Here is an 18,366-nt window from a genome sequence, read left to right as displayed (position 1 = left end):
TTAGTAATTGGTTTGTGGGAGACGTTAGATGATTAGACAATCAGTAGATTGGATCCGCAGCGGTCAGTCGCAAAATGCGAAAAGTTGTCGTCGCATTTTGAAAAATATTCTCAATATGCAAATTCCTGTTGTACCTGTGGTGCATTACGCCATGTGGTCAACCCATCAATTTATTAGTAATTCTTTGCAATTTATCAGTCGAGTTTTGTACTACACCCCAATGTTTAAAGCGCGTATGGGACACAGTCCAAAAAACTTATATTTGTATTCTGGCATGCCTTTGTTGCTCGGCAATATAAAGGTTTCATTAGGCGCAAATAATAGAGTGTCTGGTATTAGCACCATTTGTGGCCGTGGTGCGAGCCAACAAACACCTGAGTTAATTACAGGTGATAACGTAGACATCGGCTGGCAAAACACCTTAGCCGTTGGCAGCAAAATTGAATTAGGCAATAACGTGCGTTTGGCTGGCCGAGTGTTTTTAGCGGGCTACCCTGGCCACCCAATGAATGCACAAGACCGCGCTGCTGGTTTAGCCGATTTAGACAACCAAGTAGGCGATATTATTTTGCACGACGATGTTTGGGTGGGTACAGGCGCAACCATATTAGCAGGTGTCACCATAGGCAAAGGGGCAATAGTTGCAGCCGGTGCTGTGGTAACCAAAGACGTTGAAGCTGGCAACATAGTTGCAGGTAACCCTGCCAAAGTAGTACGTAAATTACCGGAGGTTGATTATGTTTGAGTTTATCGTTTTTGGTGAAGACTGGGGTAGACACCCAAGCAGCACACAACATTTATTTCATCATATTAGTCAGTTATATCCAGTAATTTGGGTCAACTCAGTTGGTATGCGTTCACCAAGCTTATCAGCAACAGACATTAAACGCGTTGGCGAAAAAGTATTGGATATGTGTCGTTTTGATAGCGAACAAGCCGAGCAAGAGCAACATTATTTCACGCAAAAGCTTGCGCCTAAAGTTTTGCCTTGGCACAACAAACCTTGGGTGAATAGTTTAAACACTTGGTTAATGCATCAACAATTGTTGTTACAACCGGCCAGTAAAGAAGTTAAACGTGTTTATTGGTTGTCGCTACCTACCGCCTTTAGCTTAATTAAACCAGCAAAAGATGACTTAGTTGTTTATTACTGTGGTGATGATTTTTCTGCATTAGCAGGAGTTGACCACGAGATGGTCGCCGAGTGGGAAGCAAAATTGGTTGAACGTGCAGACTTAGTCATTTCAGCCAGTGATGTATTAAACAATAAATTTCCGCCTGCAAAATCGTTTTTATCTACTCATGGCGTTAACTACGATTTATTCGCAACACCAACGGTAATAGACCCAAGACTGGCTGAGATTAAAAGTTTGGGTCAGCCTGTAGTTGGTTTTTATGGCTCAATTTCAAGCTGGTTGGATATTGAGTTAATTCAGCATTGCGTTGAACACAAACCTGATTATCAGTTTGTTTTTGTTGGTAAACCTTGCATAGATATCAGCAGCTTAGAAAAATTTAATAACTGCCATTTTATTCCGGCAGTTGCGCATCACCAATTACCTGGTTTTTCACAGCATTGGGATGTGTCTATTTTGCCTTTTGCTTTAAATGAACAAATCCTGGCCTGCAATCCGCTGAAATTAACTGAATACCTAGCGGCCAAAACGCCTGTCGTCACCACCCGATACCCAGCTGCTGAGGCAATGGCCGACTACCTAAACATTGCAAACTCGAAAGAACACTTTGTTCAGTTGCTCGAACAATCAGTCAATACAAACGAACACAACAAACTCTCGCTCGCTTTGTGGTTACAAACACAAAGCTGGGGCAACAAAGCCGAGCAAATTATTTTCCAGATGATGCGCAAATTTTCTTTTGCACAAGTTTAACGAGGTTAAGTATGAAGTATTTAAACAACTTAATAATCGCTAGCAGCATTGTGACTTCTGTTTCTGCCATTGCAGAGCCGTTAGAAAGCTGCCCTGCACCTGCATTTTTAATTCAGGATTCGGTAGCCAAACTGTACGAGGTTGATTTATTAACTGGTGCGACTGCGCAGCTCAGCTCGTCTATGGCGACCAGCAGCAAACTCAATGCTATGGGGTTTAATTTTGCCGATAACTACTTATATGCCTATTCAAATGAATTCCAAGACATTGTCAAAATAGGCCGCGACTATCAAGTACAACCTTTGGCGGTCAGTAACTTACCGGATAGATCATTTTATGTTGGTGATGTGCACTTAAATGAAAATAGTTATTTCATGTATCGCCCAGGCTCTGCGTACGGTTTATATAAAGTGAATTTAGATGCATCTTTGCCTGATTATTTAAACGCGGTAAAAATAGTCGACGGCGCAACGCTTAATCTGGCAATTTACGATTTTGCTTTTCATCCAACCACAGATTTACTCTATGCAGTTGATCGCAATGGTAATTTGCATCAAATCGATATCAATAGCTTACAAGTAAAAACCTTATCTAATGTTGGACAGTCCGGCACATTTGGCGCAGCTTATTTTGATGCGGATGGTTGGTTATATATCAGCCGCAATTCAGATGGATATATCTATCGCATAGATGTCGCAGCAGAGTCGCCAAGCGCAGAATTTTTTGCCTATGGACCCGCGTCTTCCAATAACGATGGTGCGCGCTGTGCTATGGCTGAAATATTTAATCAATCACAGACACAAGTACAAACGGTCGATTTTGGTAATGCACCAGCATCTTATGGCATTAGTGTTGAAGATAACGGCCCACGCCATTTGGTTTCTGAAACCCTGTATCTAGGCAGTGAAACAGGCGGAGATGGTGACGGCGTGGAGTTCGCCACTGGTTTATTAACTGGCTTAGATTCAATTGTATTGGTAGAAGCTGTCGGTGAAGGTTATTTAAACGCTTGGGTCGATTGGAACCAAAACGGCCAATTTGATTTAGCTGAACAAGTGGTTACAGACCAAAGTTTAACAACAGGCGAAAACATTGTTGTGATTGATGTACCTGCAGATGCAGTGCAGGGCAATACCTGGGCGCGTTTTCGATATTCAACCACAGCGGCAATAGGCCCTAAAGGTGGCGTGTCTGACGGTGAAGTAGAAGACATTGAAATTGATGTGACCAAAGAAAACATTTCAGTTATTCACTACCCAAGTAGCCAAGGTATGACAAGTGTCGCCTTTGAAGATAAATGGCCAGCATTAGGCGATTTTGATATGAACGATGTGGTTGCCACCTACAGAGTTAAACAATATGTCAATGAGCTTAACCAAGTGATCCGCTACGACATTATCGGCTCAATTATCGCGGTTGGTGCTCAGTACCATAATGGTTTTGCTGTGCAATTAGATGGCATTAGCACCAGCAATGTTAATCAAGCGCAAATGCGTTATGAATTAAACGACTTACAGCAGTTAAATTCAGCACTCGAAGCAAACGCAGCGAATGACGATGCTGTGGTGATTATTGCACAAGACGTTTGGCAGCACCTTGAAAAATCACAAGACTGTGGTTATTACCGCACTCAAGTCGGCTGCGACGAAGTTAATCATTTAAGTTTTTTAATTACCGTGCCTTTGGTTAATCCGGTTGAACTAGCACAAGCACCAAGTGGTTTATTAAACCCATTTATTTTTGCCACTCCGGATAAATATCACGGCAGCATGTTTGTTTCACCACCGGGTCGAGGCTTAGAAGTGCATCTAAAAAATAAAAAGGTATCAAGCAAGTTTAATCCTTTGTATTGGGGCATGAATGACGATGCATCTTTTGCTGCACAAGGGATAACTTTTCAAAATGACCAAGGTTTACCTTGGGCGGTCGAAATACCAGAACTATGGTCACACCCAGTTGAGCAAGTGGATTTAGCCGAAGCCTACCCAGAGTTTATCGATTATGTGCTCTCTGCTGGTAATCAAAACAAAACTTGGTATCGCCAAAATAAAGCGCGTGCCAACCGAATTATTATTAATCGTTAAGAGGTCGATATTATGAATACTTTATCAATGAACCAGTCGATCAAATACATCACAACAATACTTTTACTAACAACCACAGTGGCTTGTGGCGGCGGTGGTAGTGATGCCAGTGATGCAAGCAGCAATACGACTAGCACAAATACCACAAGTACCAGTGCGGTAAAAAATGACGCCGAACAACAGCAAGTAGAAACAGCACAACAATCTACTCAGCAGCAAGTAGAGCCTGAAGTACAAGCCAAAAGTTTTGGCGACCTAACGGTTGATCAAAACTTTGAATTTACCAACAGCAATAAACTGACTTTGGATATTGAAATCGCTAGCTTAAGTAGCACAGCTGCCTATGTAAGTGTTTGCCAAGTAGTAAACAAAGCCAATAAATACGCTGACTGCTTATTTAGAGGAAAAATGACCAATGGCATAATCAACGCCGACATAGAATTGCCAAACCACATTGATAGTTTATCAATGGCAATCTGGCATTTAGACGGCAGCAACCAACGCCAACAATACAAATGGCAACGCGCTAATGGGATGAACTGGCAAGTTAGGTAGTTTGTTACACGGTTGAGTTAAAGGGGGCAGGGAAAATGGAATATTTCCCTGCGTGAAGCCAATACACAGACTGCGTCCGCAATATTGGCTGGCAAGAACCTAATAAAACGTTGATCCATTAAGCTATGTTTTTCCTATAACTATTAAGCTGTTTTGATAGGAAAATATAAATGCCGATAAATGCCAAAAACATCCTGATATTCGGCGCGTCAGGCGCAATTGGTAATGCCTTTGTAAAGCTGTTTAAAACCCTATACCCCAACGCCAATATCTACCCATTTTCACAAAATAGCAGAGAATTTCCGGTTGATTACAACAGTGAAGACTCAATTGCTAAAGCTGCCAACATAACCTCACAAACAGGCAAAATTGACATAATTATAGTTGCAACTGGCATTTTACATACAGACTCAATTAAACCAGAAAAATCGCTAAAGGATATATCGGCCGACAACCTAGCACATATTTTCCAAGCAAACAGCATAATCCCAGCATTAATCGCTAAACACTGTTTACCAAAACTAAATAAACAACAAAGCTCGCTCTTTGCAGTGCTGTCGGCACGAATAGGCAGTATTTCAGACAACAGGTTAGGCGGTTGGTATGCCTATCGTGCATCCAAAGCCGCACTCAATATGTTGATTAAAACAGCCGCGATAGAAACTGCCCGTAGCAACAAACAAGCAATTGTTGTTGGGTTGCACCCAGGTACAGTCGACAGTGACTTGTCACTGCCATTTCAAAAAAATGTTCCACAAGGCAAACTCTTTACCCCTGACTATTCGGCAAAAAAACTCTGGCAGGTAATGAATGCCCTAACCGCGCAAGATAGCGGAAAATGTTTTGCATGGGATGGGGCAGAGGTGTTGCCTTAATTTGTGCCTGCCAGAAGATTAAACATTACTGTAGAAATCGTTATGTAAGTTGGGACGAACGAAGTGAATCCCAACGAGCTTAGAGTCTCAAATTTGTCAAAAGCGGAAGCGTATCTCTAGGATAGAGTCGGCTAACTAGTTTTAGCCGGGCGAATGTACAACCCGTTTCAAAAGCCCAACCTTCTGGCATGCACTTTTTCAAATTTAACTGATCTTTTGAATCAAGTAACTTTGCTTCAGCTTTGGATATGTATGCAACTCTCCAATGCTTTGATAGATAATGCGCTAATTTTTCTTTTTCTACTTTGGATTCAAGAAGCCTGTAGACTTCGTTATACAACACTACACAGGACACCAAATGCTCACGATAACTGCTTGAGATTTACCCGATGATACTGCCATAACGCCTGCATTTGCGGCAGGTTTGGAGCGCAGCGGAAAACCAGTCCAGCAACATGCGCTTGTTAGATGCTTTCACTACTTTCCTCGATTTGCTTTAGGGACACTCCTTCCCCAGTCTGCCAAGAATGCCTACCGTTTATTGCATAGCCAACAATAATGGCCGCCGCCTGAGATGGACTAGTAAAAAGTTGATCTTTAGTAAACACGAAGGACCCATCCTGAGAAGATAAAACTCCACTTTCAATAAGCTGAGTACGTAATTTTTTATAGCCGCCAGAGAGGCTCTCCTTAACGATGCCAGAAATAGTTGAGCCTTCTAAAACAATGACCCCTTCATTACTTACTATTGCCCTAGCGCTCACACTTTTAATATTGAGGTTGAAAACTTGTTCTATTGTCTCTTTACCGTTTGGCACGTCGGTTTTTTCTTCTTTTAGTATGGTTTCATGACTTGCAATAGGCTCTAAAGCCTTATGCCCCATAACACCTAACAAAGTACGCAGATTGCCAATGAATTCTTCCATTGAATCTCTATCACCTCTCGGAAGAGATGAAAGCTGAGGTTCATTACCATTTAGTAAAACATAGCGAGTCGCTACTTTTGCTAGTTGAATTAACCTTGATTCTAAATATTTCACGTGAGATTTAGTCAGGTTTTCATCCTTGCTTGTGAAGAATATTACTTCATTCCAAAAATCCTTGTTTGCAAGGTGATTACCTAAGCGATCAAGAACATTTTCCGCTTCGCCAATATATAAGGCTTGTCCACCAGATTCATCATCCACACCAAACAAAAAATATACACCGGGCTTTTGTGATTCGGGCCAACCGGAAAGCTGCTTGATTTTAGTTCTAGGTGCAGAAATAGCCTGCCCAGTCCAATTGACGATCTCAGCGTGACGAATTCCAGTAATTAATCCATCATCCAGATATATTCTTATTGTTATTCCAATGCTCATAGTTTTCCTAGCATCTAACGCCGCCTTAAGCGGTTAGTAATAGTTGGTTATAATGTAAAGCGAAGCGGAACCGAGCCAACTGTTACGAATCCGATTTAAAGCTTTGTATGGTTTGCGAGGCTAAACTTTGCGATTAAACCGCAAAACGGCACCCCAAATAGTGGCGGCAACAAACAACAAAATTGCCAGCATTGTGTGTAAGATTGGAAACACGATCACATGCATATGCGCTGCACTTTCTAAACTATCTGCTTTACCGTTTGACGCATAATATACAAAACCAATAAACCCAAACAACGCCGAAGCATAAGCTGTGACACAATAAGGTTTAGAATATTTCGGCAGCAACTTGTGAGCGATAAAGTGTACAACCACACTGAAAGAGCCTGCTACAAGAGCATAAATAACAGCGGTTCCAATATTACCAACACTGCCCAATTGCTCCTCATAACCATTAAAAGCAGCAAACACTGCGGTCATTAATATGAGAATACATTGAATTTTCAAGTGCATACCAGAGAACACCGAACAATTTAATACCGACCCACGGGGTCGTTTTTCTAATTTCAATATTGATAACAAATAAATAGATTGTACGCCAGCGCTATCTCTCAAAAAATTCGTTTCTATGCTTGGGATAAAAATTAGTAAATCGATTAGTTTATACACCTAAACCAATTCATGTCGATTGAATCGACATATAATCTAATCATGTCGAAAAAATAGAGAAATTTAAACATGAGTCGGCAATTTGATGAAAATATTCATCATAATGGCCAAAACAAGCCAAAAAGATGAATATATCCATCTTTTACCAAGGCTCCCCAATCAAACATACCTCAACACAAACTTAGTATTGCCAAGCTCAGGTTGCGGTATGGTTTCTACTTCAATTTGGGTTGAGAAGTATTTAGCTACACCTTGCAACACACCTTCAACTAATTTAACTAAGTTGCGCTCTGAGGTATAAACCAGTTCAGCTTGGGTGTCAGATATTGCTTTGTAATCGAATGATGGTGGGGTGGCATCTGGGTAGAGTTTTTTAAGTTCAACTTTATGAATGTGGTCAACCGTTTCTAAAAACTTGCCCGGATGGGCGTAAGTGGTCATATTTTTCGGTACTAAGCTGGCTAGGCGCGGGAATATCCATTCACCAAAAGCAAATTGCGCTTGGTCTGGGGTTATGCCAAGTGCATTTACTGCATGGCCAACCAATTCAAATAATTGTTCGTCTGGGTAATTTTCGGTGCGCACAAAACTTTTAGATGTATCAAACGAGCAGGCATCTAAAATTTTAAATAGGGTGGTTTCGTCGCTCGCTTCTTCAATAAATTCTTCAAGTAAATTAAAAATGTGACCTTTCATACGGTTACCTCTATTAAACTTTAGTGCTGCCCGGCAGCGTAATGGTAAATGTTGTACCTTGCCCTTGGATGCTTTCTACCCAAATATGGCCGTTGTGTTGATTAATAATCTCTTTACTAATTGCAAGGCCTAGGCCAGTGCCTTTGCCAACATCTTTGGTGCTAAAAAATGGGTCGAATATTTTAGCGATAATCTCAGGCGCAATGCCGCAACCACTGTCGGCCACCTTAACTATATTTTGGTTACCGTCGTTGGTTAAACTTACCTTAATGTCACCTTTGCCTTTTAACGCTTGCGAGGCGTTCACCAATAAATTTAAAAACACTTGGCTAAGTTTGCCGGCAAAGCCCAATACTGGCAGTGCAGGTTTTAAATCAACTGTTAGTGCTGCTGTGTACTTAATTTCGTTTTGCACTAGGTTGAGGGTTTGCTCTATTACTGCTAACAAATCTACTTGCTCAGGTTGTTTTTGTTCTGCGTGTGAAAATGCACGTAAATCGCTGACTATGCTTTTTATCCTTAATAAACCTGAGCGAGACTCACTCATTAAGTCGGGTAAGTCTTCTAATATGTAATCTAACTCGTACTTGTTTGCCAAATTGCTAAAGCTAGTTGCAAATTGCGAATGCTCTTTTGCAATTTGCTGCAATTCAGTAAAACACTTTTGCAGCTGCTGCGTATATTCAGTGAGCGTATCCATATTGGACAACACATAACCTGTCGGCGTATTAATTTCATGCGCAACACCTGCGCTGAGTTGGCCGATAGAGGCTAGTTTTTCTTGCTGAATTACCTGAATTTCTTGTTTCTTCAAGGTTTCGTAAGCTGTGCTAAGTTCTTCATTTAAATGATAAAGCGAGCGTGCTTTATCTTCTAACAAGTTCTCTGCATGCGCGCGGCCTTGTTTTTCACGCGCGAGTTTGCGCTCCAGCGCCGCTACCTTTTGTTCTAGTTGTTCAACTGTTTGGTTTGACATCAGCTACCTCGAATCACACTCACTTAAATTAAAGAAGCTATTGGCTGTTTTGCAACCTGTTCTTTGGGTTCTATTCAAGGGTATTGCAAAAACAGCGCCGCTTTTGGGTTGGCAGAAAAGTTGCAACATTCCATTTAGTTTATGGTTGGTCTGGTTATTTTTTGCATTTTGCGACCAATCCTTTTTATTTAATGAGGTATGTATGCGAGTAAGAGATCAAATAAAGCGTTTGCTCTACCTATCGCTATACGCAATTTTTCAGCGTAGCCGACTATTCTGGCTGCCGTTTGTGTTAATTCCACCCATTATCATAGTCAACGCTTTGGTTGCGCAAAAGCAGTACGTTAATCACGCAACTATCTTGATTGAAGAATCATCTTTACTAAATCCGTTTTTAGACGACTTATCTTTCTCTTTTGAATTAGAAGAGCGTATGGCTGCATTAAATACCTTGGTATTAAGCCGTAAAGTATTAACTCAAGTGGCAAAAGACGCGCAATTAGTAGATGAAAATGCATCTATTAAACAAATAGAAGAAATGCAGCAAAAGCTCTCGCAAGCTTTGTCGTTGCAATTGGTTGGTGATGAGCTGGTTAAAATTCATTTTAAATGGCACGAGCGTGCTGTTATGAAAATTGTGCTTGAAAAAGTAGTAGAGCACTTTATTGAAAGATTACTTGCACCTACCAAAGCATCGCTAGATACCTCAGAGCAATTTTTTGCTGAGCAGTTAAATTATCAACGTAAAGAGTTAGAGCAAGCTGAAGATTTACTCGCGCAGTTTAAACAAGAGCACAGTGAGCTTTTGCCTGAACTACTCAATGAAAATAGAGAAGCGCTACAGCAAATTGAAAAACAAAAACAGCTGAAAAAAGTTGCTTTGTCTGGTGCTAAAGCGCGTTTGCAATCGCTAATAGACAAATTGGGCAAAGCTAACCCGGTAATAGGCGCAATTGAGGAACGCATTGTCAGGGTTGAATCTGAACTTGTGTTGCTAAAAGCTCGTTATACCGACAAACACAGTAAAGTAGTGGCTAAATATCGCGAGTTATCTAGCTTAAAAAAACGTCAAAAAGAATTGGTTGAAAGCAAACAAGAGTTTGATACCGACAACCTAGATCAGCTGTGGCAAATTGCCAATGCTTTACCTGATAGCCAAAACGGTACGCAGAACTTATTGGTGTCGCAAATTGTTTCTTTGCAGGATGCAAAAAACGAAGTTGAGCAAATAAAACAAGAGTTTGAAATGCTCAATGAACAAGCAAAAGAAATTTCGGTCAAGATGTATCAATCGTCTGATATTGAAAAGAAATTACGCAAGTTAGAGCGTGATTATTCGGTTAAATCAGACCTATATCAAGACATGCTCTCGCGTTACGAAATGGCCAAAGTAACCGGCAAATTAGTTCGTTACGAAGGGCCTGACAAAGTTAAAACCATTGAACGTGCCTACAGCCCAACTCAGCCAATTAATACACCTATTGTAATGGTGTGTATTTTAGCTGTGGTTGTTGGGGTATTTGCTGGGTTCTCATTTGTATTTGTTGCTGAACTGAGCGACAGCCGCTTAAAAGACAACTTTAGAATTGAACAATTTACTGGTTTACCGATAGCAGCCAAATTGCCAGTGGTAAACGACGAAGAGTTTGACCAACCTATTACTTCAAGAGGTTATTATGAACAATCAATTTAAAATTATTCAACTTGTACAGCACTTCCAAGCAGGTGGATTAGAGAAAATGGTTATCGACCTGTTTAAAACCAGTCGATATGGTAAACAAACTTTATTGGTTGCGCTTGAAGGTACAGTTGAACAGGCGATTAATAATATGCCTGAGTTGGCTGAGTATAGGTCACAAATTATTTGTTTAAATAAGCCAAATAGAACCTCTGTTCGTAGCGTTTGGAAACTTTATCAGTTATTGCGTCAGTACCAGATTAAAGTGGTTCATTCTCATCATGTTGGCCCGCTGTTTTATGCCTCTATGGCTAATTCACTTAATTTAAATAAAAGCCACCACATTAGCACTTTGCATGATGCATGGTATTTGCAAAATGAAAAGGCTTGTAGCATTACGCAAATGTCTGCGCAAATTGGCAAAGTAGAATTTATTGCAGATGCAGCCGCTGTTGCACAGGCTTTTAATCAAGCATTGGGCGAAGCACACCCATCACCAAAAGTGATTTTAAATGGAATCGACAGCAAGCGTTTTATCCCTGCAAACAAACACTTAGCTAGAAATAACTTAAATTTACCGCAAGATAAAATACTTATTGGTTGTGCAGCTCGTTTGGCTGAAGGTAAAGGGCAAGACAAACTTATTCAACAGCTTGCATTTGCGCCGAAAGAATTTGAATTGGTACTGGCCGGTCAGGGCGAGTTTAAACAGCAGTTATTACAGCTAGCTCAAGAATTTGATGTTACCGAGCGTATTCATTGGTTAGGTTATATGCCCGACACGGCTCAATTTTATCAAGCTATCGATATTTTTAGTTTATTCTCGCAAAAAGAAGGTTTGCCATTAAGTATTTTAGAAGCATTAGCTAGTGGCGTACCTGTGGTTGCAACTGATGTGGGTGGTGTCTCTGAGGTACTCAGTGAGCAAAATTCAATTTTACTCAAGCCTTACGACGATACTTTATTAATTAGCGCCTGGATGCAGGCACACCAATTGCTACAAACTAAGTCAGCAAGTGGTATTCGCAAAAGTATGTTGGCGAGCGGTCATTTGAAACACATGGTGTCGCATTATGACAACTTATTTACCCAGGCTTTCGCTGGATAACATTCAAAATTTTTGTAGCAAGAGGTGAGCTTATGTTGTTATGGTTTTTTGCATTAATTGGATTAGTCGCGTTTTTTTATCATCACTGGATATACACTCGGTTGTTAAAACGTTTGGTTGGGACTAAAGCTAACTCAACTCAGTTGAGTCGTGTTGTTAAGCAAGATGCAAAAATTTGTATTTTGATCCCTGTTTATAACGAAGCTAAACATATGTTGGCCAAGGTAACTAACCTAGCTGCATTGGATTATCCACGCGAACACATTCAAGTACATTTTGGTTTAGATGGCTGTACAGATGCAAGTCAACAAACTATTCAAAATGCTTTGCAGTTGGCAGAACAACAAGGGCTTGAATGTTATGTACATAACTTTGCGCAAAACCGCGGCAAAATCCAAGTGGTTAACCAGTTAATTGAAATCACCAAAGAACTGGCGGATATTCATGTATTTACTGATGCAAGTTCAATTATCAGTTTGGATGCGCTGTGTCGTGTTTTAGATAACTTTGAAGATGCAAAAATTGGTGTTGTTTCAGGTGAATACCAATTAGCGGATCAACATAACGACAACGAATTAGAATATTGGCAAATGCAAAATGAAATTCGCATTTTAGAAAGCCAAGTACATTCTGCCATTGGTGTACCTGGGGCATTTTTTGCCATGCGCAGTAAATTAATTAAGCCTCTAAACAAAAACGTTATAAATGATGACTTTGTTATGCCTATGTTGGCCGCTTGCCAAGGGTATAGAGTTATAGTGGACAGCAATATTCAAATTGTTGAATTACAGGTTGATCAAATGGCCTGTGAAAGTAAAAGACGTTTACGTTTGGGCGCAGGTAACTTGCAGCAGATATTTTTATTGCCAGAGCTATTTAAGTTTAGTGGCTTAAGATTGTGCTTTTTCTCAGGTAAATTTTTACGTGGATTAATGCCGAGTTTATTACTTTTGTCTGGTTTGAGTTTATTGCTGTTATCTGTGCAAGGTTCAGTTGCCGCGCAAGCCGTGACCAGTGTTTTATTAACTTGTATTGGTGCTGGATGTATCGCAGATCTGTTAGGAAAACGTCTGCCGTTACTGTCGCTTGCGTATTATGCTTTTATTCAATACATAGCTAGTTTATGTGGGCAAATAAAGTATTTATTGGGCCATTATTCAACCTCATGGAAAGCTGCACCAGCAGCGTCTGCTAACTCCGCAATCAAAGATGCATTTGAGCAACAAAAGTTAGTTAAAGCGGTTAAACGCAGTTTTGACATTGTAGTTGCAAGCATAGGCATAATTGCATCAGCACCCATTATTTTAATGGCTATGCTGGCGATAAAACTGGATAGCAAAGGTGATGTAATTTATCGCCAGCTCAGAGTCGGTGAAGTAAATGACCAAGAATCTAAACTCTTTTACATTTATAAATTACGCACTATGGTCAGTGATGCAGAAGCAAAAAGCGGCGCAGTGTGGGCAAGCAAAAACGATAGCCGTATTACTAAAGTCGGCATGTTTTTACGCAAAACCCGTATTGATGAATTACTTCAGTTTATCAACGTATTAAAGGGGGATATGTCGATAATTGGCCCTCGCCCAGAAAGACCGTGTTTTTATCAAACTTTGTCGAAAACCATTCCTATGTATCAATTCAGAACTTACGGTATTAAACCCGGCATTTCTGGTTGGGCACAAGTGTGCAATGGCTACGATTCAACAATTGAAGACGTACGCAATAAAACAGCTCGCGATTACGGATATGCGTTAGCTTTAGCCAATTTTAACTCTTGGCTAAAATTAGATTTGTACGTAATGCTGCGCACAGTTGGCGTAATGCTGAAAATGCAGGGGCGCTAGTGATAGGCGCCAGCTGCAATCACTTACTCTTAGAAACTTTTTAACCTGAACTCGGGATAAAAAGTTAGCTAACGCATTGTAATTAAGCAATAAAAATTAATATCTCCTTTTCTAAGGAGATATTTATCCTGAGTTCAGGTTACCCAGCCTGATTTTTGATTTTTGATTTTTGATTTTTGATTTTTGATTTTTGATTTTTGATTTTTGATTTTTGATTTTTGATTTTTGATTTTTGATTTTTGATTTTTGATTTTTGATTTTTGCAATATAAAAGCTACTTTTTGCAAAATGCAAATCCACGGCATTAACTTGCGATTACCATTTTGCAAACAAAAAAATCAAGCTATTGATTTTATTGACAATTAAAATTGGCATCTAGTTTGTATTTATCAAAGTAACTCCATTATTTTGAGGTACAGGCAAATGGCAGACGTGATGACCACAGAGAGTGTACAAAATACTCAATCAACAGAAACATTCGTTTTAGCAATCAACAAAGAATTCGATGCTCACCAAGTTGAGCTAGCGCGTGTTGCATTAGACAGCTTAGTAGAACAGCCACACCCAACTGTGGTTTTAGATTTTTCCGAAACTGCTTTTATTGACTCATCTGGCATAGGTGCAATTGTCTATCTATATAAAAGATTGCTTAAACAACAGCGTCAAATGGCTATTTATAAGGCGGCTGGACAACCACTCAAATTAATGACCATGTTGCGGGTAAACCAAACAATCAAGTTTATTGACGACTTAACTCAAGCTGTTTAGGAGTTGTTTATGTTTAAGGGTATGCGAGTTTTATATGGCGTGTGTAGTGCTGTGTGTTTGCAGTTATCCGGTTGCGCCAGTTGGCCAGAAGAAGGCAAAGGTGGTTGGGCTGAGTATTATCCACCCGAGCATAAAATGGCATCTGAAACTTGGTATTGGCAAAGCGAAGCTGTGTTATGGCGCGAATTTCAACATCTACAAATCGTTTATAACCAACTGGTTTTCCGTGGTTTAGAAGACTGTTTGCCCGGCCAAGCATACCAAGCAAAACATAAACAAATTCGCATTCAACGCGAGCTAACCGCCGAGTTATTGCAAGACGCTGAAGAAAACATTCGCGCTTTTAATCATCAATTGGTTGCACTTGATAAATTATTAACCCGTTTACTTGCACAAACCGACTGTAAGCAGACTGCATTGGCATCAAGCCACATGAGCAGTGAAGCGGTCGAAAATCCGCAGCAAAGCTTATTAGAAAATATTCAACGGCTTGAAAGTTTATTAAATTCAGACAATTTATTTGAGTTCGACAGTTTTGAGATACCACCCAAATATCAGCAAAGATTAACTCAAGCTGCAGAGCTAATGCACAGCATGCCGCAGCTAGATATAGTCTTGGAAGGTTATGTCGACCACAAAGGCAATGAACAACACAACCGCTTATTAGCTTTTGCTAGAGCTAATGCAGTAAAACAATTTTTGCAAAATCATCCAAAGCACCCAAAGCACAACATGGAACAGCCTTTGCACCGTATAACCTTAGTTGCATCAGCTGAGCAACCAAAGTTAGCTGAAGCAACAAATCAGGTTGGTGATGCCGCTATTAGGCATTCACAAAGGCAAGTTCAAGCTAAAGTTATGCTAAACCCAGTTATGTTAACTGAGCTTTTGCAAAATAAAACTCTGGAACATTCGCAAAATGCAAATGAGCAAACACAGCCAGCCTTATTGCTTAAATATTGGCAGCCGCATTTGCAGGCTAACCCACAGCAACATGGTAATAGGAGGCAGTATGTTACCGAATAGTAAAAACTTGATGTTTTCCATTGTGTTATTGGTGTCTATGTTTTTATGCCAAGTAGTATTTGCACAATCAAACAATTTACAAGTAGGTGACAAACTCTATTTACACGTGCCCGGTGAAGTCGATTTTGCTCAGTCATTTCAAATTGAATTAAATGGTAAATTAAACTTACCGGAAATTGGCGAAGTGTACGTTGAGGGCAAAAGCATTGAAGCTGCGCAACAGGCGTTAAAGTTAGCTTTATCGCAAGTATTTATCGACTTAGATCAGTTTTATATCGAGATAAAAGAGCGCGAAAAAATCATCACAGTTTTGGGTTATGTAAACGAACCAAATCAAGTACGCATTCCTGATTATGGCAATGTACAAATGGTTTTGAACCAAGCTAAAGGCTTAAAGCCGGGCGCGCAGTTAGATAGATTTCAAATTCGTCGTGATAGCGAAGTAGTGGTGTTTGACTACAAATCATATTTAGACTCGGGCGATTTAACTATTTTGCCTGAGTTAAAAAGTGGTGATGTGTTATTTATTCCTGCATCACCTTTAATTGGTAATGTACAAGTAGAGTTTGATGCGCAAACTTTATCATCTAGCGGCGATGCGAGCGAAGCGCAAAAAGCGGTAACTTTGTTTGGTGAGTTACACAGCCCAGGCACTTTTTCGTTCAAAAAAGATATGACTATTATTGACGCGCTAATGCGTGCCGATGGTGTGACTCGTTATGCGGATGTCACCAAAATTCGTGTAATTCAAAACAATGTGCCACAAACCTTTGATTTAAAAGCTTACTTAGATTCAGGTAATGACGATTTATTACCGCGCATTCAAGAAGGTACAACTATTTATGTGCCTATTATGGTTGAAGACGTCGATGTATCACCTCGTACTGTCTATATTATGGGTGAAGTGCAAAAGCCCGGTGCGTATGAAGCGCCAGACAATGTCTCTTTTTTAGATATTCTCGCCAACGCTGGTGGGCCAACTCGTTTTGCCGAAACGCGACAAATCCGTCTATTAAAAGAGTCGGGCGAAACCATTCAAATCGATTTACAGCAATTTAATGAAAATCACGCACAAGTTAATTTGCCAAATATGACGCCGGGCGACGTGATTTTTGTGCCTGAAAAAACTGATATCAACGAAAAAAGCTGGTTAAAAGTAGCGCCAAATCGTGCGGTAAAAGTCATGGGCGCAGTTCATCACCCTGGTCGTTACGAATGGAGCGATGAAATGGATTTAATGGATTTACTAGCACATGCTGGTGGCCCATTAAAAGGTGCTAATGTGACTGATATTAAAATAGTAAAAAGTACCAGCAAACAAACAATTCGTTTTAATTTAACTGAATATGTTCAATCTGGCAGTGCTAAGAAAAACTTACCTGTTATTGCCGCAGCGGATGTGATTATTGTTGAAGAATTACCGCACGATCCAAAAGACAACAAATCACAGTGGTTACGCCAAAGCTCAGAAAAATCTATTTATGTAATAGGTCAAGTTGGCGCACCAGGTCGATATGCTTTTAGCGAACAAATGCACTTTTTAGATATTTTAGCAGCGGCTGACGGTACTAACTCGAACGCAGATATTCGCAATATTCGAGTAACGCATAGAAATGGGCCGCGCGCTTTAGTCAGCAAGGTTGATTTAGCTTTGTATTTTGAAACAGGTGATGAAAGTTTGTTACCGAAAGTACTGCCGGGCGATACTTTGTATTTTCCTGAAAAACAGAAAAACTGGTTACAAACGTCAAAAAGTGAAGTGGTGCGTTTAATGGGCGCGGTAAAAAAAACAGGCCGCTATGACTTTGATGATTCTATGACTTTGTTAGATTTACTTGCTGAAGCTGGTGGCCCAACTGATAACGCCATGATAGATAGAATAGTCGTAGTAAATAATGGTGGTTGTTGTAAAGAACAAGCTCGGGTGTTTGATTTTGAAGCTTATGTAAAGAACCCTGATGCAACCAAAATTCCAGTGCTTCGCCCAGGCGATACTGTGTATGTACCAGGTCAAGATGAAAATACTTGGCGCAACACATTTAGAGATATTGTAGATATTTTAGCTGTAGTAGCTTTGGTGGCTGGCTTATGAGATTAATTCCTGCAAATTATTACGAAGTTGAAAGTTTGTGCCAGCTGATTGAAGCTGAGCAGGCTAAGTGTATTACCTTTACTTCGGCTGCGGGTAATACTGGTAGTTCATCTGCTTTAGTCTCTGTTGCTGAGCGTTTAAAGTTGGCGGACAAACGCGTTTTAATTGTTGATTTAAACTTAAAATCACCAGCCTTAGCTAGCTGGTATGGTGTGAATAATCAAAGCCGCTGGAGTTTTGCTGACATCAGTTGCCAATTGGCCATTGAGGAGGTCGCTGGTATACACTTTTTGTCGGGCGAACATTTAATTGATAGCTTTCAAAGCCGTAATTTAAATACAGTTGGCGAAGCTTTTTTACGCTTGGCGCAAGAGTTTGATTATGTATTGTGCGACACCTCACCAATCAATGCTAAAAACCAAAAAAATGTCCCTGCTAAAGTGATAATGCGCTGGTGTGAACTAAACTTTTTAACTGTATCCTGCAATCAAACGGAAGAGGGGGAATTAGCCCAAGCGCTTACTGTGTTTGATGAGCAAGACAGAGCGAAAACGCATTTAATTTTAAGCCAACAGCAAATGCCGACATTACACGAGCTGATGATGAATAAAATTCATCGCATGTTAGCCAGTCGATTTTTTGTAAGCAGATGGCTGGCGGGTCGCTTACTTATCCGCTGGAACAAATTGGTGTTTAAATGTCCTTGGCTTAAAACCAACCCTTAAAGATTAACTAGAACTAGAGG

Annotated in this window: 17 protein-coding genes; 12 read left to right on the top strand and 5 right to left on the bottom strand. The window is 40.2% G+C overall.

The genetic code is table 11. The features are described from left to right. The first annotated feature begins 28 nt into the window (after positions 1-28). The 5 genes from ACMZOO_RS18660 (at position 29) to ACMZOO_RS18640 (ending at position 5,403) form a co-directional block, all read left to right on the top strand. The gene (locus ACMZOO_RS18660; RefSeq protein WP_440906397.1) at positions 29-745 is read left to right on the top strand and encodes an acyltransferase; all 717 of its coding nucleotides are present in this window, start codon (positions 29-31) and stop codon (positions 743-745) included. After that, positions 738-1,889, top strand: coding sequence for a glycosyltransferase (locus ACMZOO_RS18655; protein WP_440906396.1), 1,152 nt, complete (start codon positions 738-740; stop codon positions 1,887-1,889). The genes ACMZOO_RS18660 and ACMZOO_RS18655 overlap by 8 nt, the downstream gene beginning before the upstream one ends. A gap of 11 nt (positions 1,890-1,900) precedes the next feature. After that, positions 1,901-3,973 (top strand): LruC domain-containing protein, encoded by a 2,073-nt coding sequence (locus tag ACMZOO_RS18650; protein WP_440906395.1) that lies wholly within the window; start codon positions 1,901-1,903, stop codon positions 3,971-3,973. A gap of 12 nt (positions 3,974-3,985) precedes the next feature. Then, positions 3,986-4,528 (top strand): hypothetical protein, encoded by a 543-nt coding sequence (locus ACMZOO_RS18645; RefSeq protein WP_440906394.1) that lies wholly within the window; start codon positions 3,986-3,988, stop codon positions 4,526-4,528. A 170-nt stretch (positions 4,529-4,698) separates the two neighbouring features. After that, positions 4,699-5,403, top strand: a complete 705-nt coding sequence (locus tag ACMZOO_RS18640) for an SDR family NAD(P)-dependent oxidoreductase (protein WP_440906393.1) — start codon at positions 4,699-4,701, stop codon at positions 5,401-5,403. Between the two features lie 464 nt (positions 5,404-5,867). Here ACMZOO_RS18640 and ACMZOO_RS18635 read toward each other — a convergent pair whose 3' ends face one another. The 4 genes from ACMZOO_RS18635 to ACMZOO_RS18620 form a co-directional block, all read right to left on the bottom strand. Further along, positions 5,868-6,764, bottom strand: coding sequence for a GIY-YIG nuclease family protein (locus tag ACMZOO_RS18635; RefSeq protein ID WP_440906392.1), 897 nt, complete (start codon positions 6,762-6,764; stop codon positions 5,868-5,870). 120 nt (positions 6,765-6,884) lie between these two features. Continuing rightward, complete coding sequence (locus tag ACMZOO_RS18630) at positions 6,885-7,277, bottom strand: hypothetical protein (protein WP_440906391.1); 393 nt, start codon at positions 7,275-7,277, stop codon at positions 6,885-6,887. 315 nt (positions 7,278-7,592) lie between these two features. Continuing rightward, entirely contained in the window at positions 7,593-8,129 is a 537-nt protein-coding gene (locus ACMZOO_RS18625; protein WP_440906390.1) for a heme NO-binding domain-containing protein, read from the bottom strand. A 13-nt stretch (positions 8,130-8,142) separates the two neighbouring features. Continuing rightward, complete coding sequence (locus ACMZOO_RS18620; RefSeq protein ID WP_440906389.1) at positions 8,143-9,105, bottom strand: sensor histidine kinase; 963 nt, start codon at positions 9,103-9,105, stop codon at positions 8,143-8,145. A 202-nt stretch (positions 9,106-9,307) separates the two neighbouring features. On the opposite strand from ACMZOO_RS18620, the gene ACMZOO_RS18615 reads away from it, so the two are divergent. From ACMZOO_RS18615 to ACMZOO_RS18605, 3 genes are read left to right on the top strand one after another with little or no spacing between them, the layout of a single operon-like run. Then, the gene (locus ACMZOO_RS18615) at positions 9,308-10,798 is read left to right on the top strand and encodes a GumC family protein (RefSeq protein ID WP_440906388.1); all 1,491 of its coding nucleotides are present in this window, start codon (positions 9,308-9,310) and stop codon (positions 10,796-10,798) included. Continuing rightward, positions 10,782-11,891 (top strand): glycosyltransferase, encoded by a 1,110-nt coding sequence (locus tag ACMZOO_RS18610; protein ID WP_440906387.1) that lies wholly within the window; start codon positions 10,782-10,784, stop codon positions 11,889-11,891. The genes ACMZOO_RS18615 and ACMZOO_RS18610 overlap by 17 nt, the downstream gene beginning before the upstream one ends. Positions 11,892-11,923: 32 nt before the next feature. Next, the gene (locus ACMZOO_RS18605; protein WP_440906386.1) at positions 11,924-13,735 is read left to right on the top strand and encodes a sugar transferase; all 1,812 of its coding nucleotides are present in this window, start codon (positions 11,924-11,926) and stop codon (positions 13,733-13,735) included. A gap of 134 nt (positions 13,736-13,869) precedes the next feature. Here ACMZOO_RS18605 and ACMZOO_RS18600 read toward each other — a convergent pair whose 3' ends face one another. After that, positions 13,870-14,022 (bottom strand): hypothetical protein, encoded by a 153-nt coding sequence (locus tag ACMZOO_RS18600; protein ID WP_440906385.1) that lies wholly within the window; start codon positions 14,020-14,022, stop codon positions 13,870-13,872. Between the two features lie 136 nt (positions 14,023-14,158). On the opposite strand from ACMZOO_RS18600, the gene ACMZOO_RS18595 reads away from it, so the two are divergent. From ACMZOO_RS18595 to ACMZOO_RS18580, 4 genes are read left to right on the top strand one after another with little or no spacing between them, the layout of a single operon-like run. Then, positions 14,159-14,503, top strand: a complete 345-nt coding sequence (locus ACMZOO_RS18595) for an STAS domain-containing protein (RefSeq protein WP_440906384.1) — start codon at positions 14,159-14,161, stop codon at positions 14,501-14,503. 9 nt (positions 14,504-14,512) lie between these two features. Then, positions 14,513-15,529 carry an OmpA family protein gene (locus ACMZOO_RS18590; RefSeq protein WP_440906383.1) on the top strand — a complete coding sequence of 339 codons (1,017 nt, stop codon included), beginning with the start codon at positions 14,513-14,515 and terminating at the stop codon, positions 15,527-15,529. Then, a complete protein-coding gene (locus tag ACMZOO_RS18585) occupies positions 15,516-17,621 on the top strand; it encodes a polysaccharide biosynthesis/export family protein (protein WP_440906382.1) in 2,106 nt (701 codons plus the stop codon). Before ACMZOO_RS18590 ends, ACMZOO_RS18585 begins: the two co-directional genes overlap by 14 nt. Beyond that, on the top strand, positions 17,618-18,346 hold the full coding sequence (locus ACMZOO_RS18580; protein WP_440906381.1) for a tyrosine-protein kinase family protein: 729 nt from the start codon (positions 17,618-17,620) through the stop codon (positions 18,344-18,346). Before ACMZOO_RS18585 ends, ACMZOO_RS18580 begins: the two co-directional genes overlap by 4 nt. Positions 18,347-18,366 lie beyond the last annotated feature (20 nt).

It is taken from the genome of Catenovulum sp. SX2 (assembly GCF_052056295.1).
Lineage (GTDB): Bacteria > Pseudomonadota > Gammaproteobacteria > Enterobacterales > Alteromonadaceae > Catenovulum.
The sequence above is the reverse complement of the archived record's forward strand: the minus strand, read 5'-3'. Positions and strand labels throughout refer to the sequence as shown.

Coding starts and splice junctions, on each gene's coding strand:
- ACMZOO_RS18660 (WP_440906397.1), top strand. CDS start 29: ATGATTAGACAATCAGTAGATTGGATCCGCAGCGGTCAGTCGCAAAAT.
- ACMZOO_RS18655 (WP_440906396.1), top strand. CDS start 738: ATGTTTGAGTTTATCGTTTTTGGTGAAGACTGGGGTAGACACCCAAGC.
- ACMZOO_RS18650 (WP_440906395.1), top strand. CDS start 1,901: ATGAAGTATTTAAACAACTTAATAATCGCTAGCAGCATTGTGACTTCT.
- ACMZOO_RS18645 (WP_440906394.1), top strand. CDS start 3,986: ATGAATACTTTATCAATGAACCAGTCGATCAAATACATCACAACAATA.
- ACMZOO_RS18640 (WP_440906393.1), top strand. CDS start 4,699: ATGCCGATAAATGCCAAAAACATCCTGATATTCGGCGCGTCAGGCGCA.
- ACMZOO_RS18635 (WP_440906392.1), bottom strand. CDS start 6,764: ATGAGCATTGGAATAACAATAAGAATATATCTGGATGATGGATTAATT.
- ACMZOO_RS18630 (WP_440906391.1), bottom strand. CDS start 7,277: ATGCACTTGAAAATTCAATGTATTCTCATATTAATGACCGCAGTGTTT.
- ACMZOO_RS18625 (WP_440906390.1), bottom strand. CDS start 8,129: ATGAAAGGTCACATTTTTAATTTACTTGAAGAATTTATTGAAGAAGCG.
- ACMZOO_RS18620 (WP_440906389.1), bottom strand. CDS start 9,105: ATGTCAAACCAAACAGTTGAACAACTAGAACAAAAGGTAGCGGCGCTG.
- ACMZOO_RS18615 (WP_440906388.1), top strand. CDS start 9,308: ATGCGAGTAAGAGATCAAATAAAGCGTTTGCTCTACCTATCGCTATAC.
- ACMZOO_RS18610 (WP_440906387.1), top strand. CDS start 10,782: ATGAACAATCAATTTAAAATTATTCAACTTGTACAGCACTTCCAAGCA.
- ACMZOO_RS18605 (WP_440906386.1), top strand. CDS start 11,924: ATGTTGTTATGGTTTTTTGCATTAATTGGATTAGTCGCGTTTTTTTAT.
- ACMZOO_RS18595 (WP_440906384.1), top strand. CDS start 14,159: ATGGCAGACGTGATGACCACAGAGAGTGTACAAAATACTCAATCAACA.
- ACMZOO_RS18590 (WP_440906383.1), top strand. CDS start 14,513: ATGTTTAAGGGTATGCGAGTTTTATATGGCGTGTGTAGTGCTGTGTGT.
- ACMZOO_RS18585 (WP_440906382.1), top strand. CDS start 15,516: ATGTTACCGAATAGTAAAAACTTGATGTTTTCCATTGTGTTATTGGTG.
- ACMZOO_RS18580 (WP_440906381.1), top strand. CDS start 17,618: ATGAGATTAATTCCTGCAAATTATTACGAAGTTGAAAGTTTGTGCCAG.